The sequence below is a fragment of the Tardiphaga sp. OK246 genome (genome assembly GCF_900188215.1).
In the GTDB taxonomy this organism is placed as follows: Bacteria; Pseudomonadota; Alphaproteobacteria; order Rhizobiales; family Xanthobacteraceae; genus Tardiphaga; species Tardiphaga robiniae.
This window is the reverse complement of sequence record NZ_FZOX01000001.1, coordinates 921,398-938,364: the sequence shown is the minus strand read 5'-3', so window position 1 is coordinate 938,364 and position 16,967 is coordinate 921,398. Positions and strand designations below refer to the sequence as shown.

Annotated in this window: 13 protein-coding genes; 6 read left to right on the top strand and 7 right to left on the bottom strand. The window is 62.5% G+C overall.

Annotated elements, in window-relative coordinates; genetic code table 11:
* The 3 genes from CHC01_RS04600 to pyrE form a co-directional block, all read right to left on the bottom strand.
* Positions 1 to 765: a DUF2865 domain-containing protein gene (locus CHC01_RS04600; protein WP_089263653.1), complete on the bottom strand. Its 765-nt coding sequence runs from the start codon at positions 763 to 765 to the stop codon at positions 1 to 3.
* A gap of 157 nt (positions 766 to 922) precedes the next feature.
* Entirely contained in the window at positions 923 to 2,287 is a 1,365-nt protein-coding gene (locus tag CHC01_RS04595) for a sodium:proton antiporter (protein WP_089263652.1), read from the bottom strand.
* A 115-nt stretch (positions 2,288 to 2,402) separates the two neighbouring features.
* Positions 2,403 to 2,966, bottom strand: coding sequence for an orotate phosphoribosyltransferase (gene pyrE / locus CHC01_RS04590; protein WP_089263651.1), 564 nt, complete (start codon positions 2,964 to 2,966; stop codon positions 2,403 to 2,405).
* A 175-nt stretch (positions 2,967 to 3,141) separates the two neighbouring features.
* Here pyrE and CHC01_RS04585 point away from each other — a divergent pair, with 175 nt between their 5' ends.
* Positions 3,142 to 3,768 (top strand): glutathione S-transferase family protein, encoded by a 627-nt coding sequence (locus CHC01_RS04585; protein ID WP_089262851.1) that lies wholly within the window; start codon positions 3,142 to 3,144, stop codon positions 3,766 to 3,768.
* Positions 3,769 to 3,985: 217 nt separating this feature from the next.
* Here the strand turns inward: CHC01_RS04585 and CHC01_RS04580 are convergent, their stop codons facing one another.
* Positions 3,986 to 4,621: a LysE family translocator gene (locus CHC01_RS04580; RefSeq protein WP_089262849.1), complete on the bottom strand. Its 636-nt coding sequence runs from the start codon at positions 4,619 to 4,621 to the stop codon at positions 3,986 to 3,988.
* A 119-nt stretch (positions 4,622 to 4,740) separates the two neighbouring features.
* Complete coding sequence (gene polA, locus CHC01_RS04575) at positions 4,741 to 7,824, bottom strand: DNA polymerase I (protein ID WP_089262847.1); 3,084 nt, start codon at positions 7,822 to 7,824, stop codon at positions 4,741 to 4,743.
* A 139-nt stretch (positions 7,825 to 7,963) separates the two neighbouring features.
* On the opposite strand from polA, the gene CHC01_RS04570 reads away from it, so the two are divergent.
* Entirely contained in the window at positions 7,964 to 8,569 is a 606-nt protein-coding gene (locus tag CHC01_RS04570; RefSeq protein WP_089263650.1) for a hypothetical protein, read from the top strand.
* Positions 8,570 to 8,572: 3 nt separating this feature from the next.
* Here the strand turns inward: CHC01_RS04570 and CHC01_RS04565 are convergent, their stop codons facing one another.
* A complete protein-coding gene (locus CHC01_RS04565; protein WP_089262845.1) occupies positions 8,573 to 9,637 on the bottom strand; it encodes an acyltransferase family protein in 1,065 nt (354 codons plus the stop codon).
* A gap of 293 nt (positions 9,638 to 9,930) precedes the next feature.
* Here CHC01_RS04565 and hrpB point away from each other — a divergent pair, with 293 nt between their 5' ends.
* The 3 genes from hrpB (at position 9,931) to CHC01_RS04550 (ending at position 14,835) form a co-directional block, all read left to right on the top strand.
* A complete protein-coding gene (hrpB, locus tag CHC01_RS04560; RefSeq protein WP_089262843.1) occupies positions 9,931 to 12,531 on the top strand; it encodes an ATP-dependent helicase HrpB in 2,601 nt (866 codons plus the stop codon).
* 141 nt (positions 12,532 to 12,672) lie between these two features.
* Complete coding sequence (locus CHC01_RS04555) at positions 12,673 to 13,191, top strand: TIGR02281 family clan AA aspartic protease (protein ID WP_089262841.1); 519 nt, start codon at positions 12,673 to 12,675, stop codon at positions 13,189 to 13,191.
* Between the two features lie 144 nt (positions 13,192 to 13,335).
* Complete coding sequence (locus CHC01_RS04550) at positions 13,336 to 14,835, top strand: phosphomannomutase/phosphoglucomutase (RefSeq protein ID WP_089262839.1); 1,500 nt, start codon at positions 13,336 to 13,338, stop codon at positions 14,833 to 14,835.
* Positions 14,836 to 14,942: 107 nt separating this feature from the next.
* Here the strand turns inward: CHC01_RS04550 and CHC01_RS04545 are convergent, their stop codons facing one another.
* Positions 14,943 to 15,725, bottom strand: coding sequence for an IclR family transcriptional regulator (locus CHC01_RS04545; RefSeq protein WP_089262837.1), 783 nt, complete (start codon positions 15,723 to 15,725; stop codon positions 14,943 to 14,945).
* 183 nt (positions 15,726 to 15,908) lie between these two features.
* Here CHC01_RS04545 and CHC01_RS04540 point away from each other — a divergent pair, with 183 nt between their 5' ends.
* A complete protein-coding gene (locus CHC01_RS04540; protein WP_244558202.1) occupies positions 15,909 to 16,961 on the top strand; it encodes a tripartite tricarboxylate transporter substrate binding protein in 1,053 nt (350 codons plus the stop codon).
* The last annotated feature ends 6 nt before the right edge of the window (positions 16,962 to 16,967 follow it).

Here is a 16,967-nt window from a genome sequence, read left to right as displayed (position 1 = left end):
CTACTGAAGCTCGGCGCGCTTGGCACGGGCCGTTGGCGCGCTCTTCGGCACGACGGTCGTGGCAGCAGCCGGCGCTGCATCACGCGCGGCTTCGGACATGGGCGCTTCGTCGGTGATCATTTCTGCAGAGACCGGTGCCACCTTCATCTCGCCGAGCCGGGCACGGACATCCGAGGTCAGGCCGGGATAATTCGCCACCGGCGTGAATTCCGCAGTCTGGGTGTTGCCGGTGCGGACGCCCGAGAAAGCGACGAGGCCGTTGGTGGTGGCGATGACATCGCCGGGACGCAGCGACGTATCGAGCGTCAGATCGACCGGCGCGAGGCCGGAGGGATCGCGGCCGTTGCAGGTGCAGTCGGCCTTCAGCGCCTTGCGATAGGCGAAGGCGTTTTCCAGATCGTTGTAACGCTCACCGGTGCTCGATGATGCGTTCTCGATGCTGCTGCCGAACAGGACCTTGGTGGTCGCCGCCGGGCAGAATGCCTGGCACATCTGCGCCGGGCTCATGCCGCGACCTAGCGGAAAATACTTGCCGTCGCAGGTGCGCACGCAGAAGGCGGGACCGGAGCCGCCGATAGATGCGCTGCGCTGGGGCGGCGGCGCTTCGGCAGGCGTGTTGAGGCCGAACGGATCGGAGAAGAAATTGCTCTCCGGCGCGGGCGCGCCACGACGCTGTTGCTGTTTCTGCGGCTGGCCGCCGCCGAACAGGAAATCGAAGAAATTCTGCGCAGATGCCGTCTGCGGGGTCAGTGCGACGAGACTCATCGCCGTCAGCAGCACCAGGGGACGCACGACATGCGAGGATGTTCGATTGTGACGCAACGCCAGCTCCGCGACCGCATGTCAGTGCCCGAGCGAAAACGCTCCGGTGCGGTGTCATGTTAGGGCGTCATGGTAAATGAATGGTAACCAGCGCAGCGGGCTAGATGAAAAACACCCATGTCATCACCAGGAAGACCGGGATCAGCACCGCACCCGACCACAGGATGTAACCGAAGAAGCTTGGCATTTTTATGCCCGCGTCGCGGGCAATGGCATAGACCATGAAGTTCGGGGCGTTGCCGATATAGGTGTTGGCGCCCATGAACACTGCACCTGCCGAAATCGCCGCCAGCGTCGCCGCGCCCGATGCCATCAATGTCTTGGCGTCACCGCCGGTGAGTTCGAAGAACACCAGATAGGTTGGCGCATTGTCGAGGAACGACGACAGGATGCCGGTCAGCCAGAAATAAGCGGCATTGTTCGGCGTACCGTCGGCATGGCTGACCAACGCTACCAGCGACGCAAACGGGCCATTGGCGCCAGCCTGCAGCATGGCCATGACCGGCACGATGCAAATGAAAATGCCGGCGAACAGCAGTGCGACTTCCTCGATCGGCCCCCATTTGAAATCGTTCGCCTTGCGGTGCTCGGTCTTTGTCAGCCACAGCGACGCAAATGTCACCAGCACGAAGATCACGTCGCGCAGCAAATCCTGCAATGCGAGCGGCGTGCCGAGCACGGTGAAAGTGATGCCGGGCTTCCAGCCTGCGCTCATCAGGATTGCGCCGATGATCACGACCAGCAGCAGCAGGTTGATCTTACCATGCAGATGCAGTGGCGAATCCGGCGTCGGATCTTTCTTCGCAGGCAGATTACCTTCGCGGTGATGCAGCCAGACATCAAGCACCATGAAGATCGCCAGCACGATCCCGGCCGCGAACAGCATTTCCGGAAAAATGTGCACCGTGGTCCAGAAGAAATCGACGCCGCGGAGGAAGCCGAGGAAGAGTGGAGGGTCGCCGAGTGGTGAGAGCGAGCCGCCTATATTCGAGACGAGGAAGATGAAGAACACCACCACGTGGACGTTAGTGCGACGATCGTCATTGGCGCGGATCAGCGGCCGGATCAGGATCATCGACGCGCCGGTGGTGCCGACGACGCTGGCGATCAGCGTGCCGAAGCCCAGCAGCACCGTATTGGTGAAAACGCTGTCATGCAGGTTGCCCTCGACATAGATGCCGCCGGCCACGGTGAACAGCGCCAGCAGCAGCAGGATGAAGGGCATGTATTCGAGCAGCACGGTGTGGGAGAGCGTGTGCACCACGGTCGTTGCATCAGTCACGAAGAACAGCGGCACGATCACCAACGCGGCCCAGAAAGCGGCGAACTTGCCGTAATGGTGCTCCCACACGTGATGATAGAGCACCGGCCCCGTGGCGATGCACAGCAGGATGCCGGCGAACGGTAATGCCCACAGCAGCGACAGCCTGGTGCCATCGAGGCCGCCCTCGGCTGCATGTGCCATCTCGGGCGCAAGCGTGACAATGAGGGGCAAAGCGGCGAGGGCGATGAAGCGAAGCAAAAGGTGACCTTTCACTGCGTCCTTGCGCGCATTGTGCGCGAACGGAGCCGATGAAGGATCAACCCTTCAGAAATTCGCCGGCCTTGTAAAGCGAGCGAAACGCCACGCCGGCCTTGGCGAAGGTTTCAGCTGCGCCTTCGTCGCGATCAACCATGGTGAAGACCAGCACGACTTCGCCGCCGGCCTCGCGTACGGCGTCGAGCGCCTTCACGGCAGAGCCACCAGTGGTGGTGACGTCCTCGACGATGACAATGCGTTTGCCCTCCAGCGTCTCGCCCTTGGCGAGACCTTCGACAGCGAGACGTGCACCGTGCTCCTTCGGCTTCTTGCGGACGAAGAAGGCCGCGATCGGATGGTTTTTCAGCCAGGAGAGCTGTGCGAGCGCGCCGGCCAGCGGCACGGCGCCCATCTCAAGCCCGCCGACATAATCGAGATTGTCGTCGCGCAGCGCGTCATAGGTCAGCTCGGCCAGCAGGGCCGCGCCTTCCGGGTGGCACATCGTGGGTTTCAGGTTGAAATAGAAATTGCTCTTGCGGCCCGAAGCCAGCGTGATCTCGCCATAACCGAACGAACGGTCGCGGATGATCTCGAACAGGCGGGCGCGGGCGGCTGATTTGGTCAATGGCATGTCTCTGTTGAAACGGTCTCTGTGCTGAACCGGGCGCAATCTATCGGCGCTTTCCGGCACATTCCAGACTGGCGCGGGCCTCGTCAACACTCTCGGGCCGTTTTACCGCCCATCGAGACGATGCTACAGACCGGGCAACAAGATCAGGCAAGACCGGAAGAGGAATCGCATGACTATCGAGCTGCACACCTGGAATACGCCGAACGGCCGCAAGGTCTCCGTCGCGCTGGAGGAAATGGGCCTGCCTTACAAGGCCTTCCCGGTGCATATCGGCAAGGGCGAGCAGATGAAGCCCGAATTCCTGAAAATCAGCCCGAACAACAAGATCCCGGCGATCATCGATCCCGATGGGCCGGATGGCAAGCCGGTCAGTGTGTTCGAATCCGGCGCCATCCTGCTCTATCTCGGCGAGAAGACCGGCAAATTCCTGCCGAAGTCCCTTGGCGAGCGGATTCCGGTGCTGGAATGGCTGATGTGGCAGATGGGGGGCTTCGGCCCGATGCCCGGCCAGGTGCATCATTTCATCGCGCTGGAGGACGAAAGCCAGCGCGCGTATGGGTTGAAGCGTTATTCGGACGAAACGCGCCGGCTCTATGGCGTGCTGGATCGTCGCCTGGCTGACCATGAATACGTTGCCGGCGCGCTGTCGGTGGCCGATTTCGCCATCCTCGGCTGGGCCTGGCGCCATGAGCGCCACAAGGTCTCGTTCGCCGATTTCCCGAATGTCGGCCGTTGGTACGACACGCTGATGGCGCGGCCCGGCGTGAAGCGCGGCATGGAGGCGAAGCTGGATTAAGGTCGGCTCCCTCTCTCCGCCCTTTGCGGGGAGAGGGCTGGGGTGAGGGGCATGGCGCTGACGTCACAACGTCCGTGCTACTCGCGTATTACTCAACGCGTGGTTCGACTTTCCGATCCGATAGACTGTTAGTGAGGCAGGCCCGGCCCTGCCCCTCACCCGCGCGCAAAGCTGCGCGCGATCTCCCCCCGCAAAGAGCGGGGCGAGGTTAGGAAGATCACGCCTTCCGCGTCTCCAACGCCATCCGCACGGCGAGACCGGCCAGCACCGTGCCCATCAGCCAGCGCTGCAGCTTGAGCCAAGTCGGTCGCTCGCCGAGAAACAGGGCGATCGATCCGGCGCCGAGCGCGATCAGCCCGTTGACGCCGACGCTGATGATCGTCTGCGTCGATCCGAGCACCAGCGACTGCGTCAGCACGCTGCCGGCCGTGGGATCGATGAACTGTGGCAGCAGCGCCAGATACAGCATCGCGATCTTTGGATTGAGCAGATTGGTGACGAAGCCCATGACGAACAGCTTGCGCGGGCTGTCGATGGCGAGCTTCTTGACCTGGAACGGCGAGCGGCCGTTCGGCTTCAGCGCCTGCCAGGCCAGCCACAGCAGATAGGCCGCGCCGGCGAGCCTCAGCGCGTCATAGGCATAGGGCACCGCGAACAGTAGCGCGGTGATGCCGAAGGCCGCGCACAGCATGTAGAAGATGAAGCCCAGCGCTACACCGCCGAGCGACACCATGCCGGCCGCAGGACCCTGCGTGATCGAGCGCGAGATCAGATAGATCATGTTCGGCCCCGGCGTCAGCACCATGCCGAGCGAGACGAGGGCGAAGCCGAGCAGGGACGTGAGATGGGGCATGGGACCATTCGCTGGCTGGGAATGGTCGTTGTTTAGCCCATGGGATGGCGTCGAACCATTTCAGATTCGGCATCGCAGATAGTCGAAATCCATCTGCGGCGCCGATTTGGGCGGTAAAACTAGTGCGCCTCTTCCCAGTTATCCGCCGCGCGCGCATCCACTTGCAGCGGCACCGACAGCAGCACCGCCGGGAACGGTGCGTCCTGCATGGTGTGCTGCACGATCGGCAGCGTCGCCGCGACTTCGTCGTCGGGCACCTCGAAGATCAGTTCGTCATGCACCTGCAGCAGCATCTTGGCTGAGAGCTTCTTCTCCGCCAGCGCGTCCTCCATCCGCGTCATGGCGCGGCGGATGATATCGGCAGCGGTGCCCTGCAGGCGGGCATTGATCGCGGCGCGTTCGTTGAAGGCGCGGATCGAGGCGTTCGAGGCCTTGATGTCCGGGTAATGACATTTACGCCCGAACAGGGTCTGCACATAGCCGTGCTCCCGGCAGAAATCACGCGTCTGGTCCATATAGGCGCGGATGCCCGGGAAGCGCTCGAAGTATTTCTTGATATAGGCTCCGGCTTCCTCGCGGGGGATGCTGAGCTGGTTGGCGAGGCCGAAGGCCGAAATGCCGTAGATGATGCCGAAATTGATCGCCTTGGCGCGGCGGCGGATTTCCGCCGGCATGTCCTTCACCGGCACGCCGAACATTTCCGAAGCCGTCATGGCGTGAATGTCGAGCCCGTCCTGGAAGGCCTGTTTCAGCACCGGGATATCGGCGATCTCCGCGAGCAGTCGCAATTCGATCTGCGAGTAGTCGGCCGACACCAGCTTGTGGCCGGGTGCGGCGATGAAGGCACGGCGAATCTTGCGGCCATCCTCGGTACGAACAGGGATGTTCTGCAGGTTCGGTTCGTTGGACGATAGGCGGCCCGTGGTGGTTGCCGCCAGTGCGTAGGTGGTGTGAACGCGATGGGTCTGCGGATGCACGTAATTCGGCAGCGCGTCGGTATAGGTCGAACGTAGTTTCGATACCTGACGCCAGTCGAGTATCTTGCGCGGGAATTCGTGGCCTTGTTCGGCGAGGTCATCGAGCACCTGCGCCGAGGTCGACCACGCGCCGGTCTTGGTCTTGCTGCCGCCCGGCAGACCCATCTTGCCGAACAGGATATCGCCCAATTGCTTGGGACTGCCGATATTGACCTCTTCGCCGGCAATCTCGCGGATTTCGGCTTCGATACGCGCAGCGGTCTGCGCGAAGTCGGCCGAGAGCTTCGATAGCACCTGACGGTCGATGGAAATGCCGCGGCGCTCCATGCGGGCGAGCACGGAAATCAGCGGTCGCTCCAGCGTCTCATAGACGGTGGTCATGCGCTCGGCCGCAAGGCGCGGCTTCAGCACATTCCACAGCCGCAGCAGCACGTCGGCGTCTTCGGCGGCATAGGCCGTGGCGCGGTCGATCTTGACCTGTTCGAAAGTCAGCTTGCCCTTACCGGAGCCGATCAGTTCGCCAAAGGTCAACATGGCATGGCCGAGCCAGATCTCGGCGAGCGCATCGAGGCCATGGGCGTTGCGCCCGGCGTCGAGCGCATAGGACATCAGTTGCACGTCGTCATGATTGCGCAGCGTGATGCCGTGTTGTGCGAGCAGCACCGCGGTAAACTTGATGTTGAAGCCGATCTTCAGCAGGCCCGCGGATTCCAGTACCGGTTTCAGCGCAGCAAGCGCATCGGCGGCCTTGATCTGGTCGGGCTCGAGATCGGCGGCGAACAGGCCTGCGCCGTCGCCGGACTGGCGATGGGCCAGCGGCACATAGCAGGCATCATTCGGACCGAGCGACAGCGCGATGCCGACCATGTCGGCCTGCATCGGATCGATCGACGACGCCTTGCATTCGAATGCGACGTGACCGGTATCGAGGATGCGGGTGATCCATAGCTCGAGCTCTTTCAGGGAGCGTACAGGCTGATAGGCCTCGCGCTTCACTGGCATCTTGCGCGCGGCTTCGGCGCGGGCCTTGGCCAGCGAGATCGGGGTGAGGGCAGGGCGGTCGCTGTGAACAGCCGCTTCGATATGAGCGCTGCTGCTTGACGGACGCGAGGAACTCCCTCCCCCCCGCGCGGAGCGAAGCTCCGCTAGGCGGGGGAGGGTTGGGGAGGGGGGTGAGCCAAACAGATCGCCCCCGCTTGTGGACCCCCCACCCCGGCCCTCCCCCGCAAGGGGGGAGGGGGCAGAGGCCGCGCTGCTCTTCGTTGCGCTGTCGGCATCCACATCCGCCGGATCGATCTCGGCATATTCAGCGACACGGCGCGTCAGCGTCGAGAATTCCATCGCCTTCAGGAACGCGATCAGCTTGCGCGCGTCGGGCTCGTGCACCGCGAGGTCATCGAGCGGCACGTCGAGGGCGACCTTGTCGTCGAGCAGCACGAGCTGCCGCGAGATGCGCGCCTTCTCGGCGTGCTCGATCAGTGACTCACGGCGCTTCGGCTGCTTGATCTCGCCGGCGCGGTTCAGCAGCGTTTCAAGATCGCCATATTCGATGATGAGTTGCGCAGCGGTCTTGATGCCGATGCCGGGGACGCCGGGCACGTTGTCGACGCTGTCGCCGGCTAGCGCTTGTACTTCGACGACCTTGTTCGGCGGCACGCCGAATTTCTCGATCACCTCCGCAATGCCGAGGCGACGATCCTTCATGGTGTCGTACATGGTGACCTGTTCGGTCACGAGCTGCATCAGATCCTTGTCCGACGATACGATGGTAGCGGTCGCGCCGCGTTCACCGGCTTCGCGGACATAGGTCGCGATCAGGTCGTCGGCCTCGAAACCACCTTGTTCGATGCTCGGCAGGTCGAAGGCGCGCACGGCGTCGCGGATCAGCGCGAATTGCGGGATCAGGTCGTCCGGCGCCGGTGGCCGGTGCGCCTTGTATTCGGGATACAGCTTGTTGCGGAAGGTCACTTCCGACTTGTCGAAGATGATCGCCAGATGCGTCGGCCGGTTGTCCGGCGGCATGTCGCGGATCAGCTTCCACAGCATGTTGCAGAAGCCCAGCACCGCATTGACCTGCAGCCCGTCGGATTTGCGGTTCAGCGGCGGCAGCGCGTGATAGGCGCGGAAAATATAGGACGAGCCGTCGACCAGAAAGACATGGTCACCCTTCGCGAGGGCCTTGACGGTGGCGGGCTTGGCGGCGGCTGTTTCTGAGGTTTTCGGCATGGCCGCAACTTAAGGATTTTCGCCGGAAATGACAGTCTGTCGGCCGGTCATCCCGCCGGTTTTTGTCATGTGGTCCGGCTTGCGTCGCGCCCTGTTCCATGTGCCCTTGCGCCGGTCATTGCCAATCGAAGGACCCTTCATGCCTGAGCTCGCCGAACTGATGGACAAGATGAAGGGCGTGGAGGCCGAGATCGAGGCCGAGCTGACCCGCCGGCGGGAAGAGCTGCGCTTCCGTTTCGAGCGGCGCAAGATTGTCTTCGAGCAGGATATCGAGAAGCTGCAGCGCGCCATCAAGGTGGGCGCGTCGAAATACCTCTTCAGCGCCAATCCGCTGATCGTATTGTCCGCTCCGGCGATCTATTCACTGATCATCCCCTTCGTACTGATCGATCTCTGGGTGATGGCCTATCAGGCGGTCTGCTTTCCGATTTATGGCATCCCCAAGGTGCGGCGGCGCGACTATCTGGTGTTCGACCGGCATCACCTCGCTTACCTCAACATCATCGAAAAGGTGAACTGCGCCTATTGCTCATACTGTAACGGCGTGGCCGCCTTCGTGCGCGAGGTTGCCGCGCGCACCGAGGTTTATTGGTGTCCGATCAAGCATGCGCGCCGCGTGCTCGGCCCGCATCCGCATTATGTCGGATTTGCGGATTTCGGCGATGCGGAAGGTTTCCGCGCCAAAATTGAGGGCATGAAGGACGGCGTGAAGCTCGATGACGGAAGGTCGCTGACGGCGGTGTAAGTTCTACTCCGCCGCCTGCAGCGTCGCGCTTTTCTTCTTCGGCGCAATCCAGAACGCTGCCGGGCGTTCGAACAGGAAGTTCGCACGGACCATCAGCGCGAGCCGCCAGATCACCAGCGCGCCGATGACGCCGCAGAGTGTCACCAGCAGCGAGATCGTGCCGATGTCGAACGGGCTGAATTTCAGCAACAGCGCGCGGGATGTCGCCATCGGCAGGAAGAAGGCGAGATAGATCACGATGGAATGCTCGCCGAAGAAGCGGATGAAGCCGAGCCACTGCATCTTCGCCAGCAGCGTGCCCATCACGATGATCGCGACCGCGCCGGCAAAGCCGAGCATCAGCGAGATCACTGGCCATTCGCTGCAGCCGTCATAGACGAGAGCGGCATTGACCAGCGCCCAGGCCGCAAGGCCGATCAATGCCATCGCCGGCTTGGCCCGTGCGCGATCGGACAGCGCGAAGACCTGCGTCGCGAACAGGTAGCCCGAATAGAAATAGACGAAGCGCGAGCAGAACTCGTCGATCATCGTCCAGCCGGTGCTGATATGCGCCATCTCCAGCGCGGCGGCGATGCCCCAGATCAGCAGCGGCGGCACGCGCCGCGCCAGCTTGGTGACGATGAAGAACACCGGCAGCATATAGATAAACCACAGCGTACCGAACGGCTCGATATAGGAGATCAGATAGAGATTGGCGACATAGGCCCAGCCGTGTTCGGCAGCAAAGCCGGGCGCCTTGAAGCCGAACTGGATGGTCACCCAGAGCACGTAGAAATACAGGAAGTGGACGACCTTGCGGTCGAGATAGGTCCGCCAGTCGCGGTCGATGACGCGGGCCAGAAAGAGCCCGGAGATCAGGAAGAAATCCGGCATCCGGAACGGTTTGGCGAAGGCCACCAGCAGATGCATGTAGCCGGTCTGGCCGGCGGCCAGTTCGACACCCAGCACCGAATGCATCATCACCACCATGATGATGCAGATACCCTTGGCGTAATCGACCCAGTCGATTCGCTCTGTGCCTGACAGCGCCGCGCGATCGGCGACGGCGAAGGTGCCACTGGTGGTCATCGGTATCCCCTGTTCGGCGCTTCTTTTGGCGGGATCATGAGACGAGATCGGTTTCAATTGCCTTTCTCTGAACCCCAAATATGCCCCGCAAATGGTCGCGGCAGGGCGAGTTTGGCGGGGTGGTTAACGGGCGTTAAGGAGTGGGGGAATGGGACGCAACGTCCTCTCCACTGTCATCGCCGGGCCTGACCCGGCGATCCATCTTCTCGCGAAGCAAGATGGATACGCGGGTCAAGCCCGCGTATGACACCTGAGATTGGTATGTCCCCCGAGAACATCGCGAAGATGACGATTTGACCCGAACCTTCGATACATCCCTGCCCATCGATGCTGTGCTCGATGAGCTGTCAGGCGCGCTGGACGCCGGCAACGCCGCGGTGCTGGTGGCGCCGCCGGGCGCCGGCAAGACCACGCGCGTGCCGCTGGCTTTGCTCGATGCGCCGTGGCTGAAGGGCAGGAAGATCATCATGCTGGAGCCGCGGCGCATCGCAGCCCGCGCCAGCGCCGAGCGGATGGCGAAGACGCTGGGCGAACGCGTCGGCGAGACCGTCGGCTATCGCGTCCGCTTTGGCTCGAAGATCTCGCGCAACACCCGGATCGAAGTGGTCACCGAAGGTATCTTTTCGCGGCAGATCCTCGACGATCCCGAGCTGAAGAATATCGGCGCCGTGCTGTTCGACGAATTTCACGAGCGCTCGCTCGATGCCGATATGGGCCTCGCTCTGGCGCGCGATGCGCAGACCGGATTGCGCGAGGATCTGCGTATCCTGGTGATGTCGGCGACCATCGACGGCGCGCGCATCGCGAAGCTGCTTGGCGATGCACCGGTCATCGCCAGCGAGGGGCGCGCTTATCCGGTGGAGACACGCTATCTCGGCCGCAAGCCCGATATCCAGCTCGAGCGGCAGATGGCCGACGCCATCGCGACCGCCTTGCGTGCCGATCCCGGCTCGGTGCTGGCGTTCCTGCCGGGCGCTGCAGAGATCCGCCGCACGCAGAATTTTCTCGCCGAGCGCGTACAGGATGCATCCATCGAGATCGTCCCTTTATTCGGTGCACTCGATGCCGGCGTGCAGGACCGTGCCATCCAGCCCGCGCCCAAGGGACAGCGCAAGGTGGTGCTGGCGACCTCGATTGCCGAGACCTCACTGACCATCGAAGGCGTGCGCATCGTGGTGGATTCCGGCGTCGCGCGCGTGCCGCGCTATGAGCCGGACATCGGACTGACGCGGCTGGAGACCGTGCGGGCCTCGCGCGCTGCGGTCGATCAGCGCCGCGGCCGCGCCGGCCGGACCGAGCTCGGCATCTGCTACCGGCTATGGGACGAGCCGCAGACCGCCTCATTGCCGGCCTACACACAGCCCGAAATTCTCAGCGCGGATCTGTCGACGCTGGTGCTCGATCTCGCGCAATGGGGCGTCAGCGATCCCGCACAACTGACCTTCCTTGATCCGCCGCCCGCGCCAGCGCTGAAGGAAGCGCGCGGCCTGCTCGGCGAACTCGGCGCGCTGGATGGTGACGGCCGCATCACCGAGGAAGGCCATGCGCTGCGCGCGCTGGCCCTCCCGCCGCGGCTGGCGCGCATGATCGTGGATTCGGCGCGCTTCGGCTATGGCGAGGAGGCTGCCGAGATCGCTGCGGTCCTTACTGAACGTGGCCTTGGTGGCGACAGCGTCGATCTCGATGTCAGACTCGATCAGTTCCGCCGCGATCGCTCGCAGCGCGCCGGCAGCGCCCGGCAGCTCGCGGAGCGCTGGGCGGGGCAGGTCGAAGGCAACGAGCGCGGCGCTTCTGCTCCCTCCCCCTTTGCGGGGGAGGGTCGGGGAGGGGGGCCCACAAGTGAGGTCGGAGCGTGGGGCACCCCCATCCCCGACCCTTCCCCGCAAGGGGGAAGGGGGCTCGACCGCCGCAGCCCAACCTCGGATACGCTGACCACCGGCACCATGCTCGCTTTCGCTTTCCCGGACCGTGTCGCGAAGAACCGCGGCAATGGCAGTTTCGTGCTGGCTAATGGCCGCGGCGCGTCGATCGAACAAAGTGCCGCCCTGGCGCGCGCGCCATATATCGCCGTGGCGGAGCTCACCGGCACGGCGGCCAATGGCCGTATCCTGCTGGCAGCGCCGATCGGGCAGGCCGATATCGAGGCGCGTTTCGCCGATCAGATCGAGAATACCGACGATGTCAGTTTCGATCGGGCGTCGATGTCGCTGCGCGGGCGCCGCAAGCGTGTGCTGCATGCGATTACGTTGTCGGAAGCGCCGTTCACGCTGAAACCGTCTGAAGACACCGCGCGCGTTTTCGCCGACGGTTTGGTTGCCGCGGGCATCGACCGCTTGCCATGGTCGAAGGCGCTGCAGCAGTGGCGGGGGCGCGTGATGTTCCTGCGTGCGTCGGAAGGCGACGCATGGCCCGATCTGTCCGACACTGCGCTCGCTACGACGCGCGAGAGCTGGCTGATGCCGGCGCTGTTCGACAAGATCTCGCTGAAGGACTTTTCGGCGGGCGATCTGTCCGACGCCGTGATGGGCCTGCTGCCCTGGGATCTGCGCGCGCGGCTCGACAAGGAAGCGCCAACGCATTTCGAGGCGCCGACGGGGACGGTACTGGCGATCGATTACGAAGCCGAGCAGGGGCCGACCATTGCGGTCCGTCTGCAGGAATTGTTCGGGCTCAACACCCATCCGTCGGTCGCCAAGGGCAAGGTGCCGCTGGTGCTGGAATTGCTGTCGCCGGCGCAGCGGCCGGTGCAGGTGACGCGCGATCTGCCAGGCTTCTGGCGGGGCAGTTACCTCGATGTGCGCTCGGACCTGCGCGGCCGCTATCCGCGCCATCCCTGGCCGGAAGATCCCGCCAATGCGCTGCCGACGCGCCGCGTGAAGCCGCGCGGGACGTGATCATCAGGCAAAGTGCCGCTCATTAACGCTTCGCTCATCCTTTTCGCGAAAATAGCAGTCTGTAAGACCGTCCTGAACGGACGGTGGTGAGCCCGTGTGATGAACTCGCGGTTCCCCTGATTGCGTTCAGTGAGGTTGCGTATGCGTAGTATCATGTTCTTCGCGGCGATCCTGATCGGTCTGGGCACCGTGATGGCGCAGATGGCCGACAAGATGACGGCGACGACACCGGCCATGGCGAAGGCGTCATCCCCTGCACCCACGACACAGGGCAATGCAAAGGCCGGTGTCCGTAGCCTGTCGATTGCGCGCGATGCGCGCGGTCACTTCCAGACTGAGGGGAGCATCGAGGGCCAGCGCATCGGCTTCATGGTCGATACTGGCGCGTCCGTCATCGCATTGAATGAAAAGTCGGCGGCGCGATTTGGTCTGCGTCCGTCGCGTGCCGATTATAACGCCACGGTGACAACGGCGAACGGAACGCTGAAGGCTGCGCGCACGCGAATCGCTGTCGTGCAGGTCGGTGAACTCACCGTGCGTGATGTCGATGCGATGGTGCTGCCCGATGAGGCACTGTCCGAGAATCTACTCGGCCTGTCGTTTCTCTCGAAGTTGAAACGCTTCGAATATGCAAATGGCCGGATGGTACTCGAACAGTAGCACCTCATATTCCCACGGCATTTACGCCGCAGCCCAATTCTAAACAAACTCGCATCCTTGAATGCCCATGCGTCTTCCCACGGGCGTGCGCAAAGGCTAAGCCTGCGCATTCAAGACTGATCCCAATTGATGCGAGGTCCTGCGATGTTTCCGAAGCCGAAGCCCTTGCTCGTGCCGAATACCTACGCTTACGAATCCGAGCCGATGGTAAAGGCCACGGGTTTTCGCGAATATGACGCGCGCTGGCTGTTCGGCAAGGAAATCAACCTGATGGGCATTCAGGCGCTGGGCATGGGGCTCGGCGCGCTGATTGCAGAACTCGGCCAGAAGCAGGAAATCGTCACCGGACACGATTTCCGTGGCTACTCCGCCTCGATCAAATATGCGCTGATGACGGGCCTGATGGCCGCCGGCTGCAAGGTCCATGATATCGGCCTCGCGGTAACGCCGATGGCCTATTTCGCGCAGTTCGATCTCGATGTGCCCTGTGTCGCCATGGTGACGGCCTCGCATAACGACAATGGCTGGACCGGTGTGAAGATGGGTGCCAGCAAGCCGCTGACCTTCGGTCCGGACGAGATGACCCGGCTCAAGGAAATCGTGCTCAATGCCGAGTTCAAGAACAAGGCTGGCGGCTCCTATCAATTCCACGAAAACTATCCGGCGCGCTATATCGCCGATCTCACCAATCGTCCGAAGCTGAAGCGCAAGCTGAAGGTCGTCGTGGCCTGCGGGAACGGCACTGCCGGCGCTTTCGCGCCGCAGGTGATGGAAGCGATCGGCTGCGAGGTGATCCCGCTGGATACCGAGCTCGATCACACCTTCCCGAAATACAATCCGAATCCGGAAGACATGGAGATGCTGCACGCGATCCGCGATGCGGTGCTCGAACACAAGGCCGATGTCGGTCTTGGTTTCGACGGTGACGGCGATCGCTGCGGCGTCGTCGACAACACCGGCGAGGAAATTTTCGCCGACAAGGTTGGTGTGATGCTCGCGCGCGATATGTCGGCGGTTCACAAGGATGCGACTTTCGTGGTCGACGTGAAATCGACGGGCCTGTTCGTGACGGACCCGGTGCTGCAGAAGCAGAATGCCAAGACGACCTATTGGAAGACCGGCCACTCCTACATGAAGCGCCGCACCAATGAGCTGAAGGCGCTCGCTGGCTTCGAGAAGTCCGGTCACTTCTTCTTCAATGCGCCGGTGGGGCGCGGCTATGACGACGGCCTCGTCTCGGCGATTGCGATCTGCGAAATGATGGACCGCGCGCCGGGCAAGACCATGGCCGATCTCAAGGACGCGCTGCCGAAGACCTGGTCGTCGCCGACCATGTCGCCGCATTGTGCCGACGAGACCAAATACGGCGTCGTCGCTGCGGTGGTGAAGCATTTCGAGGATGCGCAGAAGAAGGGCGACAAGGTCGCCGGACAATCGATCCGCGATCTCGTCACGGTCAACGGCGTGCGCGTCACCTGCGAGGACGGCAGCTGGGGTCTGGTGCGCGCATCATCGAACAAGCCGGAACTAGTGGTCGTGGTCGAAAGCCCGGTCTCCGAAGCGCGGATGCACGACATGTTCGAAGCCATGAATGTGGTGCTGCGGACGCATCCGGAAGTCGGCGCGTATAACCAGACGATATAGAGCGTATTCGAACGACGCGGATGCCGGTTCTCGCGAGGAACGCATCACGACAAAAAGATGGTGTCTCGGCTTCGATGAGAGAACGAGGCTTCGCGACAGGATCGTGTTTAGGGCAGCTCCAGATCGATGATGGCTGCCCGAATCTGTGCGGCCAGATCCAGAAGGGGCTGGTGTAGCCGCTCTTCCCAGATGGCAGCGGATTCGTCCGAGGTGACGCTGACATTGAGCACATAGACCGGTCGTCCTTCTATGACGATGGGCGTTGCGAGCGCTGTGACTTCGGGCTGCCATGTAGCGATGCAGTAGTTCTTTTGTTTGATGCTGGCTGCGGCTTCGGCAATTCCCCGCTCGATGAGTGGCCAGCGTTTGCGTCCTTTCGATTTCAGCCGGGCGATGAGCGCGGCTCGCTCGGGGTCCTTTGCAGCGGCCAGAAATGCGCGGCCCAGCGCCGTGAGCTCGATGGGCACCCGATGTCCGGACACGATGACGCGTTGAGAAGCACGGACATTAGAGCGAAGCGATTCGAGATACACCATCTCGTCTGAATCCTGCACCGCCAGCCCGACATTGATACGCAGGCGTCGTGCCAGCCCCGACATCAGAGGTGTAGCAACCCGCAGAACGGACGATCCTGTCCGCATGGCATGTCCGAGGCTGAGGACGCCTGCACCCAGCCGGTACGCGCGCTGCATGGAATCGTATTCCAGATATCCCGCATGCGTGAGCGTTTGCGTGAGTCTGCTGACCGTTGCAGGTGACAGACCCGTTCGCTCCGATAGCTCACCGTTGCCGAGGAGCTCCGCGCCGGGCCGAAACGCTCTGAGGATCGCGATGCCCCTGTCCAATGAGCGATTTATAGGAGCTTTTTGCGGAACAAATCTCTTAGCCATGACGCCTCCAATCGCGATCCCGACATCAAATAGGGTATGTTCGCCAATTCCACCAGATGGAAATGCGGCGATGACCGCGTTCGTGCAAGTGCTAAACAGCGCACCGTCGAGGTGGCATCGCGCTGCATTTGATGACGACGGCACGTTCAGATGCCTCGCGCAAAAAATCGAAGGGAGATTGGCATGACTGCCAGCATGGAAGCCTCAAGCGCCCTGATCGGTCGCACATCAAAAATACCTGCGGCCGCATTTCGCGTCGCGCTTGGCTCCGCAGGCGTGGTCGCCTGCCTGATCGGATACGTCGCATTGGTTGCCGTGTCTGCCAGACCGGCCCATGCCGAATACCCCGAAAAACTCGTCAAGATCGTTGTTCCGTTTGCGGCCGGCGGGGGAACGGATATCGTGTCACGGACGCTGGCGCAGGCTATCTCTCCGGATCTGAAGAAGTCGGTGATCATCGAGAACAGGCCCGGAGCGGGTACGATCCTTGGCACCCAGGCTGTGGCGACGAGCGATCCTGACGGCTACACGCTGCTGATGGCGACGTTCGCGCACGCGGTTAATCCGAGCCTCAATGCGAAGCTGCCGTTCGATTCGCACAAAGACTTTGCCGCGGTCTCGCTGATCGCGCGATCGTTCAACGTCGTCGTCGTCAATCCATCGTCGAGCATCAAGTCGATTGCCGACCTGATCGCCGAGGCGAAAAAGAACCCCGACAAGATGAGCTATGGGACATTCGGTGTCGGAACGTCCGCCCATCTCGCCGGCGAGCTCTTCAATACGATGGCGAACGTGAAGTTGACCACCGTCTCCTACAAGGGAGCTGCGCCCGCGATCAGTGATCTTCTCGGCGGCCAGATCCAGGTCATCTTTACGACCGTGGCGAGTGCGGCTTCGCTGGTCGAGTCTGGCCAGCTTCGCGCATTGGCCGTGACGTCGTCGGAGCGTTCGGCCGCCTATCCAGATTTGCCGACCGTGGCAGAGGCAGGCGTCCCCGGATACGCGGCTGAATCCTGGTATGGCCTCTATGCACCAGCGAAGACTCCCGTTCCGATCATCGATCGTTTGAACAAGGCCGTTAAACAAGCGGTGAGCTCGGGAGCGTTCAAGCGCCTCGAGACTAACGAAGGTCTCATCATGGAGGCGAGTTCTCCGGCCGAACTCGATCGCTATGTCCAGCGCGAAGAAGAACGTTGGAGCAAGCTGATCAAGGACGCCAACATCAAGGCGGAATAGGTCGGC